The sequence below is a fragment of the Actinorectispora metalli genome (genome assembly GCF_056323685.1).
Genome location: NZ_JBREYE010000001.1, coordinates 962,558 through 979,447 on the forward strand (window position 1 = coordinate 962,558; position 16,890 = coordinate 979,447).

Consider the following 16,890-nt stretch of genomic DNA (forward strand, 5'->3'; position numbering starts at 1 on the left):
AGTCCGTGCGCAACACACTACTAATGCGCACCAGACCCACTCGCACGTGTCACGGCACCGAGCGGACCCGCGTGACCAGCGGGCCTGCACTCAGTGCGAGCACCGCAACGACCACGTAGAGCAGCGAATAACCCCCGAAAGTGTTCAACAGTGTTCCCGCCAGTACCGGCGCGAGCACCTGCGGCAACGCACTGGCGATGTTGAACAGGCCGAGATCCTTCGCCCGATCTTCGTCTCGCGGCAAGACCTGCGTCACCAACGCCAACTCGACCGCGGTGTACCCGCCGAAAGCCACCCCCAGCAGTACCGCTGCCCCGACCACGACCGGCCAACTCGGCCACGCCGCCAGGATGATCGCCGCCGCCGCGGTCAGCACGCTGCCCGCGATCACGAACGGTCTGCGCCGCTGTATCCGGTCGGACCACAGCCCGACGAGCACGACCGCGGCCATCAGCAGTCCACTGTAGACAGCGGTCAGCACCAGCACGCCGGTCGGCGGATCGGGGTGCCGCACCTCGTCGGTCAGGTAGTACAGCAGGTACAGCAGCACCAGCGCGTTCGCCAGCTGCATCGCGAACCGGGTGGCCCACATCCACCGGAAGTCCCGGCTCCGGGCTCGTGAGTGAGCTGTCGGGTTGGAACCGAACAACGCACTCACGACCCCGGGTGATGGGTTCAGGGCGAAGACGAGTGCCGTGGTCACGAGCAGGGCGGCGCAGGCGGTGTACCCGGCGGAGAGGGTTGGGGTGGCGGCAGCCAGGGCGGTGCCGGTGAGGGCGCCAAGGGTCTGGCCGAGGCCGACCCAGCCGCAAACGGCGCCGCGCTGGTGTTCGGGCACCTCGTCGGGGATCACGGCGGTCAGCGCGGCCAGTGCGGCGTTGAGGCCTGCCTGGGCGAGGCACCAGCCTGCGATGACCGTTGCGGTGTCGGGGGCATACGCCAGCACCAGCAGACCCGCGGCGCCGATGACGGCACCTGCCAGCACCCAGGTTCGGCGGCCGAGGCGGGTGCGGGTGCGGTCGGAGAGGGCACCGAACAGAGGATTGGCGACCACCGCGACCGCTGCCCCGGCGCCCGCGACCATGCCCAGCAGGAACTCCTTGCGGGACGGGTCGATCAGCGCAAGCTGCGAGCCGAGCAGTACCTGGAGGGGGCCGAAGAAGCCTGCCCAGATCCCGGCGGAGGCCTGCACCAGCAGCGCCACCCGCCGGGCGGGCAGTGCGGTCAGGCCCGGCGCATCAGGGCGCGCATCCAATGGTAGGAGTCCTTGGGTGTGCGCACCTGCGTCTGGTAGTCCACGTGCACCAGCCCGAACCGCTGCTGGTAGCCCTGCGCCCACTCGAAGTTGTCCAGCAGCGACCAGACGAAGTAGCCGCGCACATCGACCTGGGCGCTCATCGCGGTGCGCACCGACCGCAGGTGGCCCGCAAGGTAGTTGATGCGCTCGACGTCGCGCACCCGGCCCTCGGCGTCGGGACCGGTGCCGTAGCTGCACCCGTTCTCGGTGATCATCACGGGCGGCAGGGCGCCGTTGTAGCGGGCCTTGAGGTTGACCAGCAGCTCGTACAGGCCGTCCGGCACAACGGGCCAGCCGAAGTCGGTCCGCGGGTAGCCCTCGATCGGCGCCATCCGGAACGGCAGCGGCGCGTCCGGCTCGGGGGTGTCGATGCGGGTGGGCATGTAGTAGTTGACGCCGTAGAAGTCGAGCGGCTGTCTGATCACCGCCAGGTCCTCGGCAGCGTTCGCGGGCAGCCGGGCCGCGATGGACGCCGGGTAGGTGCCCAGCAGGATCGGATCGGCGAACGACCAGTTGAACAGGTCGTCGAACGCCGCGACCGCGGTGGCAGCCTCGGGCCGGGCCTGCCAGACCGGCGTGTGGTTGTTCGCGGTGCCGACGCGGGTGGCGCCCGCGGCGCGCAGAGCGCGCACCGCCAGGCCGTGGGCAAGGAGCTGATGATGGACGGTGGGCAGGGCCGCCATCATCAGCTCCTTGCCAGGCGCCAGATTGCCCATGCCGTACCCGAGCAGCGTCGTGATCACGGGTTCGTTCAACGGGATCCAGCTGTGCACCCGGTCGCCGAGCGCGTCAGCGACCAGCGCCGCGTACTCGCCGAAGCGCTCCGCGGTGTCCCGGTGCAGCCAGCCACCCGCGTCCTCCAGCGCCTGCGGGGTGTCCCAGTGGTAGAGGGTGGCCATCGGCGCGATGCCCGCCGCGCACAGTTCGTCCACCAACCGGTCGTAGAAGGCGATACCCGCCGCGTTGGCCGGACCCTTGCCGGCTGGCTGGATGCGGGGCCAGGCGATGGAGAACCGGTAGGCCTTCGCGCCGAGATCGCGGATCAACGCGACGTCCTCGGCGTAGCGGTGGTAGTGGTCGCAGGCGGGATCACCGCTGCTGCCGTCGGCGATCCGGCCGGGCTCCGCGCAGAAGGTGTCCCACACCGAGCGGCCGCGGCCGTCGGCGTCGACCGCGCCCTCGATCTGGTAGGCCGATGTGGACACTCCCCACAGGAAGTCCGACGGGAAGTCGGGCACAACGTGACTGTTCATCGTGAAGGAACCTCATCGACCGGTCGGGAACTCGATGACCTGCTGGTAGGTGGGCCTGTTGACGTAGTGCGTGCGGTCCTGGGTGATCGCCCCGATGGGCTGGTGGACGTGCTGGTCACGACAGAACTGATCGCCCGCGCGACAACCCTGCGCGGCCGGGTAGACCTCGGTGAACGGCTTGGCGATGGCTTGCCTCAGAGTGTCCAGCAGGGTCGCGCGGCAAACCGCCTTGTCCCCGCAGTAACTCAACGGTAATCCGGCGGGCTGCGGCTCACCGAGGGTTCGGCGCAGATCCTTGAGCAGATAGCCGTACCAGCCGTACTGCCAACCGTGCATGGCCGTGTCGTCGATGGGCAGGTTCGCCAGCACACTGTTGTACAGCTGCTCCCCCATGCCCGGCTTGAACACCGCGGGCACCAGCAGCGGCCACCAGGCATCCATGATCTTGACAGCGGCCTCGTGGTCGTAGTGGTAGTTGCCGGTGATGTTGGGGTCCTTGCTCGCCAGCCGGTGTGCCCCGGTGCGCTGCCATTCACGCAGCAGGTCGACGCCGCGTTGGGTCTCCGGGTCAAGCTGTGCGCCGTCGAGCACCTTGAGCAGGTGCGGCAGCAGCTTATCGCCGCGCAGGTCGACGGTGGCGGCGTCCTCCATGGCCGAGGTGAGCTCGGCACGGCTGAACTTCCCGCCCGCGCCGATCACCGCGCGGATGCGGTCGTCCAAAAGCTGCACGCGCTGCACCGGGCCCCAGGAATAGTTGCCGTCCGCGGCCGAATACCCGTTGGCCTGCTTGTTGTTCCAGCTCGTCAGGAAGTCCTGGTCGACCGCCTGCGGATGCTGCTCGAACGGGGTGAGGTCGGCGGTGTTGGTCTGCGGGTTCCAGCCCCGCCATTCGTTCCGCTGCTCGGCGGCGACCGGCAGGTTGGGGTCGACGCCGGGCGCGCGGACCGGGTTGTCGCCGGAGTTGTAGTAGGCGATGTGCTCGTCGTCGGCGTAGAACCAGTTGAAGGTGAAGCCGATTTTGGACACCGCGCGTTGGAAGTCCTGCGGTGAGCGGACCGCCGCCGGGTCGTTGAGCAGCAGCCAGCCGAAGGACGCGCTGGCCTCGCGGTGGTAGGTGCTGCGGAGCCGCGTGAACGCCACCGGTTTGCCGTCGACCAGCGCGCGGTGGGTGACCAAGCCGAGCCTGGTGCGCTGGGTGGTCAGGGTGTAGGCGCCCGCGGGTGTGGAGTCGGCGAGCGAGGGCTGCCAGGCGTTGCGGCGTTGCAGCAGTTCGATGGGCAGGCACTGACCGCGGAAGAGGTAGGACGCGGACTCCAGTGTGGGCGGTGCGCCGGACGGTTCGCACAGCGGCACCGCGTAGGTGTCGGTGATGTCCTGGCCCGCCGAGGTGGGGCTCCACGCGTAGTCCTGGCCGCGGCCGACCAGGACGAGGAAGTTCAGGCCCGCGAACGCGGCACCTCGGGCGCTGATGCCGGGGCCTTGGAGTTCCTGCACCATCCACAGCTGCGGTGCGAAATAGCCGGTCTGCGGCCCGAACACGGCGACCGGGTGGCCGCTTTCGCTGTGCCTGCCCGCAACCAACAGCGCGTTGGACATCGACTTGAACGGGCCGTCCAGGAAACCCGGGGGCAGCAGACCGCGCTGCGCGGGTGTGCTGCTCGCCGAGCCGGTCTCCTCGCTCACCAGCGGCTGCTGCCGCACCGTTCCCCGGTCGGGCAGCGCCACTCCGGTGGGGTTGGGCGGGCTGCCCGCGTAGGGGAACTGTCCGGTGTGGACGGTCAGCGGGGTCTCTGGGTCGTTCTGGGCGCGCAGGGTTTCCCAGAGCTTGCGGCCCTGCTCCGCGCCGTGGCGGACCTGCGCCTCGACCAGCGCGACCGCGGAGGCGACCTCGCCGCCACCGCCCGCGCCGAAGATGCCGCCCACCAGCGCGGCGGTGGCCATCACATCCGTGACCCGCCACGGGTCGGGGCCCGCGAGCCTGCCGATGGCGGTGTACTCGCCGGGCAGGCTGAGCGTGATGCGGGCCCGCTGGATGTAGGCGTTCACACCGTCCACATAGGCCCGGAGCTCGGCCTGCATGCGCGTACCCGCGTCGCCGAAGTCGACGGCGAGGCGGTCGAACATGGCCTGTAGGTCGGCCTCGGTGTAGGGCGCCTTGCGCCACTGGTCCTGCTCGAACTCGCGGTTGCCCTGTGCGCCACCCGCGAACGGGGTGAGCTGACCGCGGCCGACGTGGCGCAGCACGTCCATCAGGAACAGGCGGTCCTGGGCGCCCGCGTAGCCCGCGCCGAACACAGTGCCCTCGCGGGTCGTGCCGGTGATGTGCGGGGTGCCGGTGGCCTTGTCGCGCACGATCGTGACATCGGCGCGCGGTTTCACGGTGCTTTCGACCTGATCCGGTGCCACGCCGAAGGACGCGTCGTTGAAGAACTGGCGGAGCGTGGTGTTGTCCAGGCCGCGGTAGTTCCACACCAGCCGTTCGTACTTGGCGCGCTGGTCGCTGGAGTGCGGCGGGCGGACGCCCAGCGTTTTGAAGGCCAGCACCTCGGCCAGCGTGGCGTTGCCGTTCTGGCCGGGCGGCAGAATGTCGGCGCACTGCCCGACGCAGTAGTCGACCGGCGGCGGCTGCGGTTCCGCCCAAGCGGTCAGCTGAGCGGCGCCCAGAACCGCGACGAGACCGAAGATCGCAACACCGTGTCGCAGGCCCACGGAACACCTCCTGTGGCGCAGCTCACCGACTGCAGGGGTAGGCTACTTGGACAGGCGTCCAAGTCAAGACTGTGAACAGGTGTCGAACATGGCGCGAGTAGCAGCACCGGAACGCCGCAGACAACTCGTCGAGGCCGCGATCAGCATCGCGACCAGGGACGGGATCGAGGCGGCCACCGTGCGTCGGATCGCGGCCGAGGCGGGCGTGTCACTGGGGATCGTGCATTACTGCTTCGAGTCCAAAGAGCAGTTGCTCGGCGAGGTGGTGCGCAGCATCTCGGACGCGACAGCGCTGTCGGTGTTGCGCTCGGTGGAGGCCATCCCCGTCGGCGCCACCGACCTGGTCACCGCGATCCGGGCGGCGGTGCGCGGGTATCTCGGTGACCTGCAGGACAATCCGGGCTGGCACCAGCTCACCTACGAGGTGGCGAGCTTCGCGCTGCGGCAGCCCGGACTGTCCGATGTGGCCAGAGCGCAGCAGGAGCGCGACCTGCACTCCGCCGAGCACGTCTGCACCCGGCTGGCCGCCATCGCGGGCGTGCGCTGGCGCATCCCGCTGCGCGAACTGGCGCACATGATCACGTCCATCGTCGCCGGTGCCACCCTGGCCTGGCTGGTGGACCACGACGACCGGGCGATGCTGCGCACGCTGGACAGCTTCGCGGAGCTGATCGCGACCTACGCCGAGCCCGACGGGGGCTAACCTGCTGTTACGCCCGACACTGGGGCATTGACCTCGACTTCACTTGAGGTTGTCAGCTGGCGACATGACCACCACCTCCCTGCCGGACGCGCCACCGCTGCCCAGCCGCCGGACGATCCTGGCGGTGCTGGCCGGGCTCATGCTCGGCATGTTCCTCGCCGCCCTGGACACCATGATCGTCAGCTCCGCCATCAAGACCATCGCCGATCAGCTACACGGGCTGACCCTGCAGGCGTGGGCGACCACCTCGTACATGATGACCGCGGTCATCTCGACCGCGCTCTACGGCAAGCTGTCCGACATCTACGGCCGCAAGCGGCTCTACCTGGTGGCCATCTCGATCTTCCTGGTCGGCTCCGCGCTGTGCGGGCTGGCCTCCTCGATGTACGAGCTTGCGGTGTACCGAGCCGTTCAGGGCCTCGGCGCGGGCGGGCTGATGTCGTTGGCGCTGGCCATCATCGCCGACCTGCTGCCGCCCGCCGAGCGGGTGCGCTACCAGGCGTGGTTCAGCTCGGTGTTCGGGGTGGCCAGCGTGGCCGGGCCGGTGCTCGGCGGCTTCTTCGCGGGCGCTCCCGAACTGCTGGGCATCGCGGGCTGGCGGTGGGCGTTCCTGATCAACGTGCCGTTGGGCATCGGTGCGCTGGTGCTGATCGGCAGGCTGCGGCTGCCGCATGAACCGCGACCCAGCCGGATCGACTACTGCGGCGCGGCGGCGCTGGTGCTGTGGCTGGTGCCGCTGCTGCTGGTGTCCGAACGGGCCGTGGAGTGGGGGTGGACCTCGGCCCGTTCACTGGGGCTGCTCGTTCTCGGACTGGCCGGTATGGCGTTGTTCGCCTTCACCCAGCACCGGGCGGGCGAGCATGCCCTGCTGCCGGTACGCCTATTCCGAGACCGGGTGTTCTCGCTGGTCAACGCCGTGAATGTGGTGATCTGCACCGCGGTGTTCGGCACCAGCGCGGTGCTGCCGCTGTATCTGCAAATCGTCAAGGGCCTCGCACCCACTGCGGCCGGGCTGATGATGATCCCGCAGACCGCCGGGATCATCCTGGGCAGCCGGTTCAGCGGCGCGGTCAGCATTCGCACTGGGCGCTACAAGCCGTTCCTGCTGGTGGGCACCGCGGTGATGGCCGCGGCGAGCCTGCTGCTCGGACAGATCGGTGTGGACACTCCCCTGTGGCTGACCGGCGCCTTGATGCTGCTGCTGGGGCTGGGCATCGGCCTGGCCTGGCAGGTCATGCTGACCGTCGTGCAGAACGGCGCGAGCCGCCGGGACATGGGCACCGTGACCTCGGGTTTCTCCTTCTTCCGCCAGCTTGGCGGCATCGCGGGCGCCGCGGTTTTCCTGTCCGTGCTGTTCAGCACGGCGGGCAGCAGGCTGCCCGGCGTCGACCTCAACGACACCTCGTTCCTCGGGCGGCTCAGCCCAACCGAGGCCCGGCCGATCCTCGAGGCCATGGCGGACTCGGTGAACACGGTCTTCCTCGCGGCCTGTTGCCTCCTGCTGATCACTCTCGGCTTGGCTACGCTTCTCCGAGAACCCAAGAACCCGGTTTAGCGACCTGAATCCCCGGTCGCCAACTCGTGCAGGAGGTCGCGGTGACTGTTCGCATCGAGCGGAAGGGGCCGGTGTGGACGATCGTGCTGTCCCGGCCGGACGTGCGCAATGCGGTGGACGGGCCGACCGCGAGGGAACTCGCGGCGGCGTTTCGGGAGTTCGACGCCGATCCGCAGGCGGCGGTGGCGGTGCTCTGGGGTGAGGGCGGCACGTTCTGCGCGGGCGCTGACCTGAAGTCCATGGGCGACGAGCGGAGCAACTCGCTGGACTCCGATATGGACTCCGACGGGCCGATGGGACCGACCCGGATGAAGCTGACCAAGCCGGTGATCGCGGCCGTGTCGGGGTATGCGGTGGCAGGCGGGTTCGAGCTGGCGCTGTGGTGTGACCTGCGGGTGGCTGAGGAGGACGCCGTGTTCGGCGTGTACTGCCGCCGCTGGGGGGTGCCGCTCATCGACGGCGGCACGGTGCGGCTGCCGCGGCTGATCGGCGCGTCCAGGGCGATGGACCTGCTCCTGACCGGTCGCGGGGTCAGCGCGCAGGAGGCCCTGGACATCGGGCTGGCCAACCGGGTGGTGCCGCCGGGCCAGGCACGGGCGGCTGCCGAGGAACTCGCGGCGGAACTGGCCGCGCTGCCGCAGGCGTGCATGCGCAACGACCGGCTGTCGATGCTCGAATCCGAGGGCCTTTCCGAGGAAGAGGCCCTCGCGGTCGAGTTCCAGTATGGGATCGACACCATCGCCGACGGCAGCCTGGTCGGAGTGGAACGGTTCATTGCGGGTGCCGGAAGGCACGGCGAACCCGGCTGACAATTCCGCGGTACGCGCCTACAGTGGTTGTATTCGTTACAAATACAACCACTGTTTCGGGTATCCGGAGGCAGGCGTGGGCGAACTGGCTCTTCCCAAGGGCGTCGGATTGACCGCCATTGGCGTGGCACTGGCGCGGAGCAGGGAAAACGACCGATCAGACCGGCTATTCCACGACCCGCTCGCGACCAGGTTCATCGAGGTCGCGATGGCCGCGCCGGACCAAGAGGTCGGACTGCTGCCCAGCTTCGCCGACGGGGAAACGGACACCGCGCGTGCGATGACCACGTATATCCCGCTTCGGACGGTCTTCTTCGATCGCTATTTCTCCGACGCGACGACAGGCGGCTGCACCCAGGTCGTCATTCTGGCCGCCGGGCTCGACTCACGGGCGTTTCGCCTGGATTGGCCGGATGGCACCCGGCTGTTCGAATTGGATATGCCGGAGATGCACGAATTCAAGACCGCGGTGCTCGCCGCCGACGGCGCCGCACCCCGGTGTGAACGCCTGGCCGTCTCCGTCGACCTGCGGGAGGACTGGGTCGGCGTCCTGCTCGCGGCGGGCTTCGACCCGCGGCGGCCGACCGCCTGGCTCGCGGAGGGCCTGCTCCCCTACCTCGACGACGCCGGGCTGACGCACCTGTTCACCGGCATCGACAAGCTGTCGGCGCCGGGCAGCCGGATCGCCACCGAGCACATGACCAGCGACCTCCGCTCCGGGGCGGTCTTCGGCGAGATCGACAGCCTGCTCAAGCAGATCAACGCGCCGATGAAGTCGGTGCTGGACGATCCGGTGGGCTTCCTGGCCGGACACGGCTGGCGGGCGAGGGTCACGACGCTGGACGAGGTCGCCGACCAGGTCGGCCGACCGATGCCCGAGGGTCTGCGCGAATGGTCCGGCGTCGGGGTGCTGATCAGCGGAGAACGCTGATGGCCGATTGACCTGGACAGACGTCCAACTCTAGGGTCCTGCGTCGGGAGTACGGCTTCCGGCGCAGGACAACTTTGGTCGTGCGTCACCCCTGAGCCAGTGGTGAGGTGCGCATGTTCCGGACCCTGCTGACCACCGCGCTGACGGCCGCCGCCGTGGCCACCATGACCGTGCCCGCCGCGGCAGCCCCCGCGACGTACTCGCGTTATGTCGCGCTCGGCGATTCCTACACCTCGGGCCCGCTGATCCCGTTGATGCGGCTGGACCCGCTGGGCTGTGGGCGGTCGACGAACAACTACCCGTCGTGGCTGGCGCACAACCTCCGCGTGAAGTCCTTCACCGACGTGAGCTGCGGCGGTGCGGACACCACCCACATGACGACCGCCCAGTCGGTGCTGTTGGGCCGCAACCGCCCGCAGTTCGACGCGTTGAAGCCCGACACCGACCTGGTGACGGTGGGCATCGGCGGCAACGACTTCGGCGTCTTCGGCTCGGTGATCTCCACCTGCCCCGGCCTGCGGGCCTCCGACCCGACGGGCGCGCCCTGCCGCGAGCACTTCACCGTGAACGGCACGGACACCCTGTTGGCGAAGATCACCGAGACGGGCAAGCGGGTGGAGGCGGTGCTGGCGGGCATCCACCAGCGCTCCCCCAAGGCCAAGGTGCTGCTGATCGGCTACCCGCGCATCGCCCCCGCCACCGGCACCTGCCCCAACGTGCTGCCCTTCGCCGACGGGGACTACCGCTACCTGGACAGCATCGAGCAGGCGCTCAACTCCGCACTGTCCAGCGCTGCCCGCCGCGACGGCCGCACGCGCTATGTCGACACCTACACCCCGTCGCTGGGCCACGATGCCTGCGCAGGCCGCGACGCCTGGATCCAGGGCAAGGACATCGACCTGCTGGGCGCCGCCAACTACCACCCGCGCAAGTCCGGCATGGTCGGCGTCGCCGCCATCACCGAGTCGGCACTCCGCGGCACCAAGCTCAACCCGGCCACCCTGGACCACAAGATCACCAAGGCGGCCCGAACCCAGGTTCCCGCAACGCCCTACACCGGCCCCCTGGCAGCCCAGGCCACCGCCCGAGAACTGGCCAGGCACCTGCCCCACAACTGACCACCCACAGCGATCCATCCGATCGTGGCGGCGGCCATTCGGGCATCTCCGCCCTGGGACGACATCACGCCGACCTGCGGGCGCATGATGTTCCCCTGCGGGCGCATCTTGACGCCCCAGGGCGGATTGTGAGCGCGCTCCCCCCGAATCGAGCCTAGCCGCGTCCGGTCCATCGTTTTCGTTGGTCTGCCCGGAAATCTCCGCACGTCAGTCGTGGTGAAGTTGCGATCACCGACAAATGACGAGCGGGTTTCCTGAACTCCACAGTGGACACGCGGTGAACGAGAGGTTTCCGGCGAGTCGTTATCCGATGGGTATCGGGCGCTAGTCGAGCGCCGGTTCCTCTTCGACCTCGATGCCGAGAATTTCGGCCATCTCCTCAGCGGAGCAGGTGCCGCCGAACAGCTCGCCTTGGCCCACGGTGGCGCCCGCCGTCGACCAGAACGTGGCCTGCTCAGCGGTGTCGATCTGCCCGACCAGCGTGTCAGCGCCGTAGTCCGCCAGCATCTTCGGCAGTCCGCCGACCACCGCCCGCAGCTTGGACCGGGTGCCGCCGCCCGCACAGTCCACGACCTCGTCGGCCAGCCGCACGCAGGCGATGCTGTGGTCCTGCACCGGCAGGAGCTCGGTCGGTGAGCCGTGGAAGTCGTAGAGGTAGAACGGGATGCCCGCGCCTTCCCAGTTCAACACGATCGACCAGATGCTGTTCAGGTCGAACGCGCCGACCGGCAGCCCGATGCGCAGCGCGGAGGCGGGCAGCGCGGTCTCCTCCAGCACCTTGAGCACCTGCCCGCCAAGATCAGGGTCGACGAGCTGCGAACGGGCCAGGTTGAACACCACCGGCGGCACGTCATCGCCCAGCACGGCCCGCCAGCGCGCCGCCTGAGTGCAGACTTCACGCAGTGTGTCGCGGCCGATCCTGAGCAGGAAGCCGGTTTCGTCGGCCAGCGCGGTCGTCTCCGCGGGAGACAGCAGGCCGCGCTCGGGATGCCGCCAGCTCAACATCGCCTCGATGCCCACCAGCGTGTGGTCGGAGAAGCGGCGGTGCTGGGCGAAGATCAGCTCGAGCTGCCCGAAGAGCTCCGCGCCGGGCATGCCCGCGGCCAGCCGGTACTGCGCCCGCCGCTCGTTGTCGGCGCGCTGGTTGTAGATGTCCCACTGGCCCTTGCCACCCGCCTTGGTACGGCGCAAGGTGGCGTCCGCGCGGCGCATCGCCTCCTGCGGGCTGGTGCGGCGGTGGAGGTTCTCCACCACGGCGATGGTCGCGCCGAGGCCGATGCCGTGGTCGGCGATGAAGTCGACCTCGGCAAGCTCGGTGCGGATGCTGTTGATGAAGGTCGCAACGTCGGGCGAGGCCGGGGTGTTCTCGTGGACGATCGCGAACTCGTCGCCCGCGATGCGCCCGATGGCCGCGTGCTCCAGCGGGTGCACGAGCTGTTCCAGGCGGTGCGCGGCCATCCGCAGCACGTTGTCGCCCGCCTCGATGCCGAGGCCGTCGTTGATCACGGTGAAGGCGTCGATGTCGAGTTGGTAGAGCGTCGCGGTGGCGCCCGGCCCCAGTTCGGCCAGCAGACGGGTGAGCCGGGAGAGGAAGTTGCCTCGGTTGTCCAGGCCGGTGAGCACGTCCTTGACGGCCTGCATGTTCATCCGGTCGGTGAGCAGCTTCTGGTCGGTCTGGTCCTCGACCAGCGTCACGAAATACGCGGGCTCGCCGGTGCTGCTGCTGTGCAGCATGGACACCGCCAGCCGCACCCAGATCGGCTCGCCGTCGTCCTGCCGGGTCAGCTGGCCGTTGGTGGAGAAGCGGGGCGAGGCCTCCTCGTCGTCGCGCAGCGCCCGGTACTTGGCCCGCAGACCCTCCCGCAGCGGCTCGGCCTCGCCGGGGTAGAAAAGCTCCACAATGGACATCTCGCGCAGCCGGGAGGGTTCGGAGACGCCCAGCAGTTCGATCAGCGCCTGGTTGGCCTGCACGATCTGGCCGCCGAGATCACTGATCAGGATGCCGTGCGGGGAGGACTCGAAGACCTCCCGGAACCGGGACTCGGACTCCTCAAGGGCCTTCATCATGGCCTGCTTGACGTCTTCCTGCTGCGCGAAGGTGCGTTTGCGCATGGCCTCGGTGTAGCCGGAGGCCAGTGCGCCGAGTAAGGCCACCGCCTTGGCGACCGGCTCGGCCAGCCGCAGCGAGGACGGTTCGGCCAGCAGCGCCTTGCCCAGCACCTCCAGCGTCCGCGCCAGGCTGGCCTGGCCGACGATGTGGTTGCCGACCAGCCGCGCGCCGACCTCCGCGGCGACCCGGTCGGGAAAGGCATCGCGGTCGAAGGCGTCCAGCAGTCGGTCCAGCAGACCGAGCAGGTACTGCTCGATCTCGTCCAGCGACATCGGGATGTAGGCCGTCGCGGCGACCGCGGTGGCCCAGTCCCGCGCGAGCTCAACCCGATGCGCGCCGCCGAACGGCCGCTTTCCGGGCTGGTCAGGACCGTTGGGCGGGGCCATCACCACTCCCAGCACGGAAACGACCGGGAAAGCCGGCCGCCAGCAGTCGCACGAGACACCTCATCACTGGAGTTATCGCCTGGCGGGTCCGCGCCGCTACTCAGTCGGCGGACCGCACGCCGACACCGGCGTAGATCTGGGACCGGTGCGCCGCGCTGCCAACGCTTTCATCCGCGGACGCGCCTTCCGGCCGCCACAGCGCGGTGCCCACAATGCCCGGTTCGACCAGTTCGAAGCCGGTGAACAGGTCCGTGATCTCCTGCCTGGTACGAGGATAGATCGGATCCTGGCTCTTCGACATGACCTGCACCACGCCCGCCATCTCTTCGGGCATGGTGTCGGCGGTGAAGTGGGAGATCGCGAGCAGGCTGCCGGGGAGCAGCCGCTGCCGATACCTGCCGAGTAGCCCGACAGGGTCGTCGTCGGGCGAGATGAAGTGGAAGACCCCGACCATGAGCAGCCCGACCGGCTTGCTGAAGTCCAGCAGCGCCTGGGTCTTCTCGTGGTCGATGATGGCCTCGGGGTTCTTGAGGTTCTCCTGGATCACGGCGGCGTTGCCGTTGTCCCGCAGGATGAGTTCGCTGTGCGCCACCGCGACCGGCTCACTGTCCACATAGACCACCCGGGCGTCCGGGTCGGCGCCCTGGGCGATCTCGTGCACGTTGCCGACGGTGGGGATGCCGGACCCGATGTCCAGGAACTGCCGGATGCCCTGGTCGATCATGAACAGCACCGCGCGGCGCAGGAAGTCCCGGTTGAGCCGCGCGACATCCCGCGCGCTGGGCATCGCGGCGAGGAACTTCTCGCCGAGTGCCCGATCCGCCGCGAAGTTGTGCCCACCGCCGAGCAGGAAGTCATACACTCGAGCCGAACTCGGCCGTTCCGTGTCGACTCCCGGTGGTGCCCAGCTCACTTCTGCGGACACGGCGCACTCTCCCATGAGGTCTCGGTCGGTAGGCATCAGACTACTGATCGTGGCTAGCCCCAACATGATGGTTAGCGCTCAGAATTAGACCATTCAGCCGCCGGCCCGCTGCCTCGGGTGAGGCTAATGGATCATCGATCAGGCAACTGCACGACGCCGTTGTGGCAGCGGTGCCGCAAGCGACCCTGCCGCACCTTTACGACTGTCGACCAGTCAAAACAACCGTGGATCACTCGATAGGTGACAGCCCGCCCCCGTCTTGGGGGGCAAGTTGGCCCGCGCTCGATCGCTCTGCGCGATCATCCCCGCCGCCGACCGCGACGCGCCTCACTGTGTGACTGTTAACGGAAGCCAACTGTTATCTCTGGAGCCCTGAGTGATCACGGACGGTTTTCACGTCCGCCCCCGAAAATCGCGGTGTGAGATCGGTGACTGACTGATTTGCCGGGCGGTGCCGCCACTGCGATGGTGGGCTCGATGGCCACCTTGCTGATCGTGCACCACACGCCCTCCCCCGCCACGCAGGCGCTGCTGGAAGCCGCCAGGGACGGGGCGAGCACCGACGAGATCGAGGGCGTCGACGTCGTGGTGAAGGCCGCCCTGGCGGCCACTGCCGTGGATGTCATGGCGGCTGACGGGTATCTGCTCGGCACACCCGCGAACATCGGCTACATGTCGGGTGCGCTCAAGCACTTCTTCGACACCGTCTACTACCCCTGCCTCGAGGAAACCGCGCGCCGCCCGTTCGGCTGCTACGTCCACGGCAACAACGACGTCAGCGGCGCCGTGCGCGGGATCGAGGCGATCACCACCGGCATGAAGTGGGAGCGCGTCCGCCCGCCGGTGGAAGTCATCGGGGAGCCGAAGAAATCCGACCTGGAAGCCTGCTGGGAGCTGGGCGCCATTCTCGCCGCGGAGCTTGCCGAAGCCTGACGCCAGATCATGTACGATTTCGCATCCGATCCTGCACGGAGGCGATGTGGACGGGCATCCGCTGGGGCTGCGGCCTTCCAAGATCATTGCGGTACACCTCAACTACCGCGAGCGGGCGGCCGAGCGGGGGCGGGTGCCCGAGGTGCCCTCCTACTTCCTCAAGCCGCCGTCCTCGCTGTCCTGGAACGGGCGTCCGGTGGTGCGGCCGCGAGGCTGTGAGCTGCTGACCTACGAGGGCGAGATCGCCGTCGTCATCGGGCGCCGCGGGCGCGAGGTGAGCGTCGAGAACGCGTTGTCCTATGTGGAGGGATACGCGGCGGCGAACGACTTCGGCGTGTACGACCTGCGCAAGGTCGACCGCGGCTCCAACCTGCGATCCAAGGGCCAGGACGGGTTCACGCCGGTCGGGCCGGTGCTGGTGCGCGACGCCGACCCGGCGAAGCTGCGGCTGCGGACCTGGGTCAACGGGGAACTGCGGCAGGACGCCCGCACCGACGACCTGCTGTTCGGGATCCCGCAGCTCATCGCCGACCTGTCGCGGCTGAGCACGCTGGAGCCCGGCGATCTCATCCTGGTCGGCACCCCGGCGGGCACCGGGGTGGTGCGGCCGGGCGATGTGGTCGAGGTGGAACTCGACGACACGGGCAGGCTGCGCAATGTGATCACCGAGGCCGACCGCGACCTCGCGCCCTGCGGTGCGATGCCCGCCGCCGATGACGAGGAGTGGGCGGCAGCCACCGGCACGCCGCGGGAGCTTGCCGAGGCGACCAGGGCGGCGCTGAGCACGGTGGCCACCGCGACGCTGTCCAGCCAACTGCGGGCGCGAGGCATCGAGCACCACGTGATCGAGGGCGTGCGGTCGACCCGGCCGGAGCTGCGGCTGCTGGGCAAGGCGAAGACGCTGCGGTACGTGGCCCTGCGCGAGGACGTCTTCGCGCGGCTGGGCGGCGGGATGAACCGGCAGAAGCAGGCCGTGGACACCATCCGGCCCGGCGAGGTGCTGGTCGTCGAGGCACGCGGCGATCTGGGGGCGGGCACCATCGGAGACATCCTGGCGCTGCGCGCGCTGTGCCGCGGCGCGACCGGCGTGATCACCGACGGCGGTCTGCGGGACTCGGCGGCCGTCGCCGAGCTCGACCTGCCGGTGTACTACGGCACCGCGCACGCCGCGGTACTGGGGCGACGGCATGTGCCGATGGATATCGGGCTGCCGGTCACCTGCGGGAACGTACTGGTCATGCCGGGTGACGTGCTGGTCGGCGACTCCGACGGCGTGGTGGTCGTGCCGTCGGAGATCGCCGACGAGGTGGCCGCGGCCGCCGTCGAGCAGGAGCGGCAGGAGCGGTTCATCGCTGAACAGGTCAGGGCGGGGGCCTCGATCGACGGGCTGTACCCGATGAACGAGCGGTGGCGCCTGCGCTACCGGAACTGGCGGTCGTCGTGAGCGGTTCCAAGCTGGAGCTGGCCTACCAGACGATCAAGGGCCGCATCCTGGACGGCAGCTACGGCCCGGGCTACCGGCTGGTGCTCGACCAGCTGGCCAGGGAGCTGCGGGTGAGCACGGTGCCGGTGCGCGAAGCGGTGCGGCGGTTGCAGGCCGAGGGCCTGGTGGAGTTCCAGCACAACGTGGGCGCCAGGGTGAGCAGCCTGGACGCCGCCGAGTACGAGCACGCCATGCAGGCGCTCGCGCTGCTGGAGGGCTATGCCACCGCCACCGCCGCACCCGCGATGTCCGCCGAGGACCTGGCGGCGGCGCGGGGGCTGAACAAGCGGATGCGCCAAGCCCTGGCGGACTTCGACCCGGTGGGATTCACCGAGCTGAACCGGGAATTTCACCTGGCGCTGTGCGCGCGCTGCCCCAACGGGCACATCCGGACCATGGTGCGGGCCGAGTGGGCCCGGCTGGACGCGATCCGCCGGTCCAGCTTCATCCAGGTGCCGGGCCGGGCCAGGGAGTCGGTCGCCGAACACGATGAGCTGCTGGCGCTGATCGAACAGGGCGCTGATCAGCAGCTCATCGAACAGGCGGCCCGCAGGCACAAGCTCCGCACCACGGCCGCGCTGACAACACATTTATTGGGCTGACTGCTCCGAACGCGCGGCATTTTCACAAACCCGCTCCGCAAACGGTGCAGACATGTTAACCGTTGACCCGACACGG

13 protein-coding genes are annotated in these 16,890 nt (G+C 69.1%); 8 read left to right on the plus strand and 5 right to left on the minus strand.

Annotated features, from left to right (window positions below):
• Positions 1-49 precede the first annotated feature (49 nt).
• Genes ACU6XJ_RS04480 through ACU6XJ_RS04490 form a run of 3 tightly spaced genes read right to left on the minus strand, consistent with a single transcriptional unit; the run spans position 50 to position 5,259 of the window.
• The gene (locus ACU6XJ_RS04480) at positions 50-1,255 is read right to left on the minus strand and encodes an MFS transporter (RefSeq protein ID WP_476307066.1); all 1,206 of its coding nucleotides are present in this window, start codon (positions 1,253-1,255) and stop codon (positions 50-52) included.
• The gene (locus ACU6XJ_RS04485) at positions 1,225-2,550 is read right to left on the minus strand and encodes a GH1 family beta-glucosidase (RefSeq protein ID WP_476307067.1); all 1,326 of its coding nucleotides are present in this window, start codon (positions 2,548-2,550) and stop codon (positions 1,225-1,227) included. Before ACU6XJ_RS04485 ends, ACU6XJ_RS04480 begins: the two co-directional genes overlap by 31 nt.
• 12 nt (positions 2,551-2,562) lie before the next feature.
• Positions 2,563-5,259 (minus strand): penicillin acylase family protein, encoded by a 2,697-nt coding sequence (locus ACU6XJ_RS04490; RefSeq protein WP_476307069.1) that lies wholly within the window; start codon positions 5,257-5,259, stop codon positions 2,563-2,565.
• Between the two features lie 88 nt (positions 5,260-5,347).
• Here ACU6XJ_RS04490 and ACU6XJ_RS04495 point away from each other — a divergent pair, with 88 nt between their 5' ends.
• From ACU6XJ_RS04495 to ACU6XJ_RS04515, 5 genes are all read left to right on the plus strand, one after another.
• The gene (locus tag ACU6XJ_RS04495) at positions 5,348-5,962 is read left to right on the plus strand and encodes a TetR/AcrR family transcriptional regulator (protein ID WP_476307070.1); all 615 of its coding nucleotides are present in this window, start codon (positions 5,348-5,350) and stop codon (positions 5,960-5,962) included.
• A 64-nt stretch (positions 5,963-6,026) separates the two neighbouring features.
• Positions 6,027-7,517: an MDR family MFS transporter gene (locus tag ACU6XJ_RS04500; protein ID WP_476307072.1), complete on the plus strand. Its 1,491-nt coding sequence runs from the start codon at positions 6,027-6,029 to the stop codon at positions 7,515-7,517.
• A gap of 41 nt (positions 7,518-7,558) precedes the next feature.
• Positions 7,559-8,326: a crotonase/enoyl-CoA hydratase family protein gene (locus ACU6XJ_RS04505; RefSeq protein ID WP_476307074.1), complete on the plus strand. Its 768-nt coding sequence runs from the start codon at positions 7,559-7,561 to the stop codon at positions 8,324-8,326.
• A gap of 76 nt (positions 8,327-8,402) precedes the next feature.
• Positions 8,403-9,257: an SAM-dependent methyltransferase gene (locus ACU6XJ_RS04510; protein ID WP_476307076.1), complete on the plus strand. Its 855-nt coding sequence runs from the start codon at positions 8,403-8,405 to the stop codon at positions 9,255-9,257.
• 107 nt (positions 9,258-9,364) lie between these two features.
• A complete protein-coding gene (locus tag ACU6XJ_RS04515) occupies positions 9,365-10,375 on the plus strand; it encodes an SGNH/GDSL hydrolase family protein (RefSeq protein WP_476307077.1) in 1,011 nt (336 codons plus the stop codon).
• A gap of 324 nt (positions 10,376-10,699) precedes the next feature.
• On the opposite strand, the gene ACU6XJ_RS04520 is transcribed toward ACU6XJ_RS04515, so the two are convergent.
• The gene (locus ACU6XJ_RS04520; RefSeq protein ID WP_476307078.1) at positions 10,700-12,871 is read right to left on the minus strand and encodes a diguanylate cyclase domain-containing protein; all 2,172 of its coding nucleotides are present in this window, start codon (positions 12,869-12,871) and stop codon (positions 10,700-10,702) included.
• Between the two features lie 100 nt (positions 12,872-12,971).
• On the minus strand, positions 12,972-13,796 hold the full coding sequence (locus ACU6XJ_RS04525; RefSeq protein WP_476307079.1) for an SAM-dependent methyltransferase: 825 nt from the start codon (positions 13,794-13,796) through the stop codon (positions 12,972-12,974).
• Between the two features lie 477 nt (positions 13,797-14,273).
• Here ACU6XJ_RS04525 and ACU6XJ_RS04530 point away from each other — a divergent pair, with 477 nt between their 5' ends.
• Genes ACU6XJ_RS04530 through ACU6XJ_RS04540 form a run of 3 tightly spaced genes read left to right on the plus strand, consistent with a single transcriptional unit; the run spans position 14,274 to position 16,814 of the window.
• Positions 14,274-14,729 carry a flavodoxin family protein gene (locus ACU6XJ_RS04530; protein WP_476307080.1) on the plus strand — a complete coding sequence of 152 codons (456 nt, stop codon included), beginning with the start codon at positions 14,274-14,276 and terminating at the stop codon, positions 14,727-14,729.
• A gap of 46 nt (positions 14,730-14,775) precedes the next feature.
• Positions 14,776-16,173 carry a fumarylacetoacetate hydrolase family protein gene (locus ACU6XJ_RS04535; RefSeq protein WP_476307081.1) on the plus strand — a complete coding sequence of 466 codons (1,398 nt, stop codon included), beginning with the start codon at positions 14,776-14,778 and terminating at the stop codon, positions 16,171-16,173.
• On the plus strand, positions 16,170-16,814 hold the full coding sequence (locus tag ACU6XJ_RS04540) for a GntR family transcriptional regulator (RefSeq protein WP_476307083.1): 645 nt from the start codon (positions 16,170-16,172) through the stop codon (positions 16,812-16,814). The genes ACU6XJ_RS04535 and ACU6XJ_RS04540 overlap by 4 nt, the downstream gene beginning before the upstream one ends.
• Positions 16,815-16,890 lie beyond the last annotated feature (76 nt).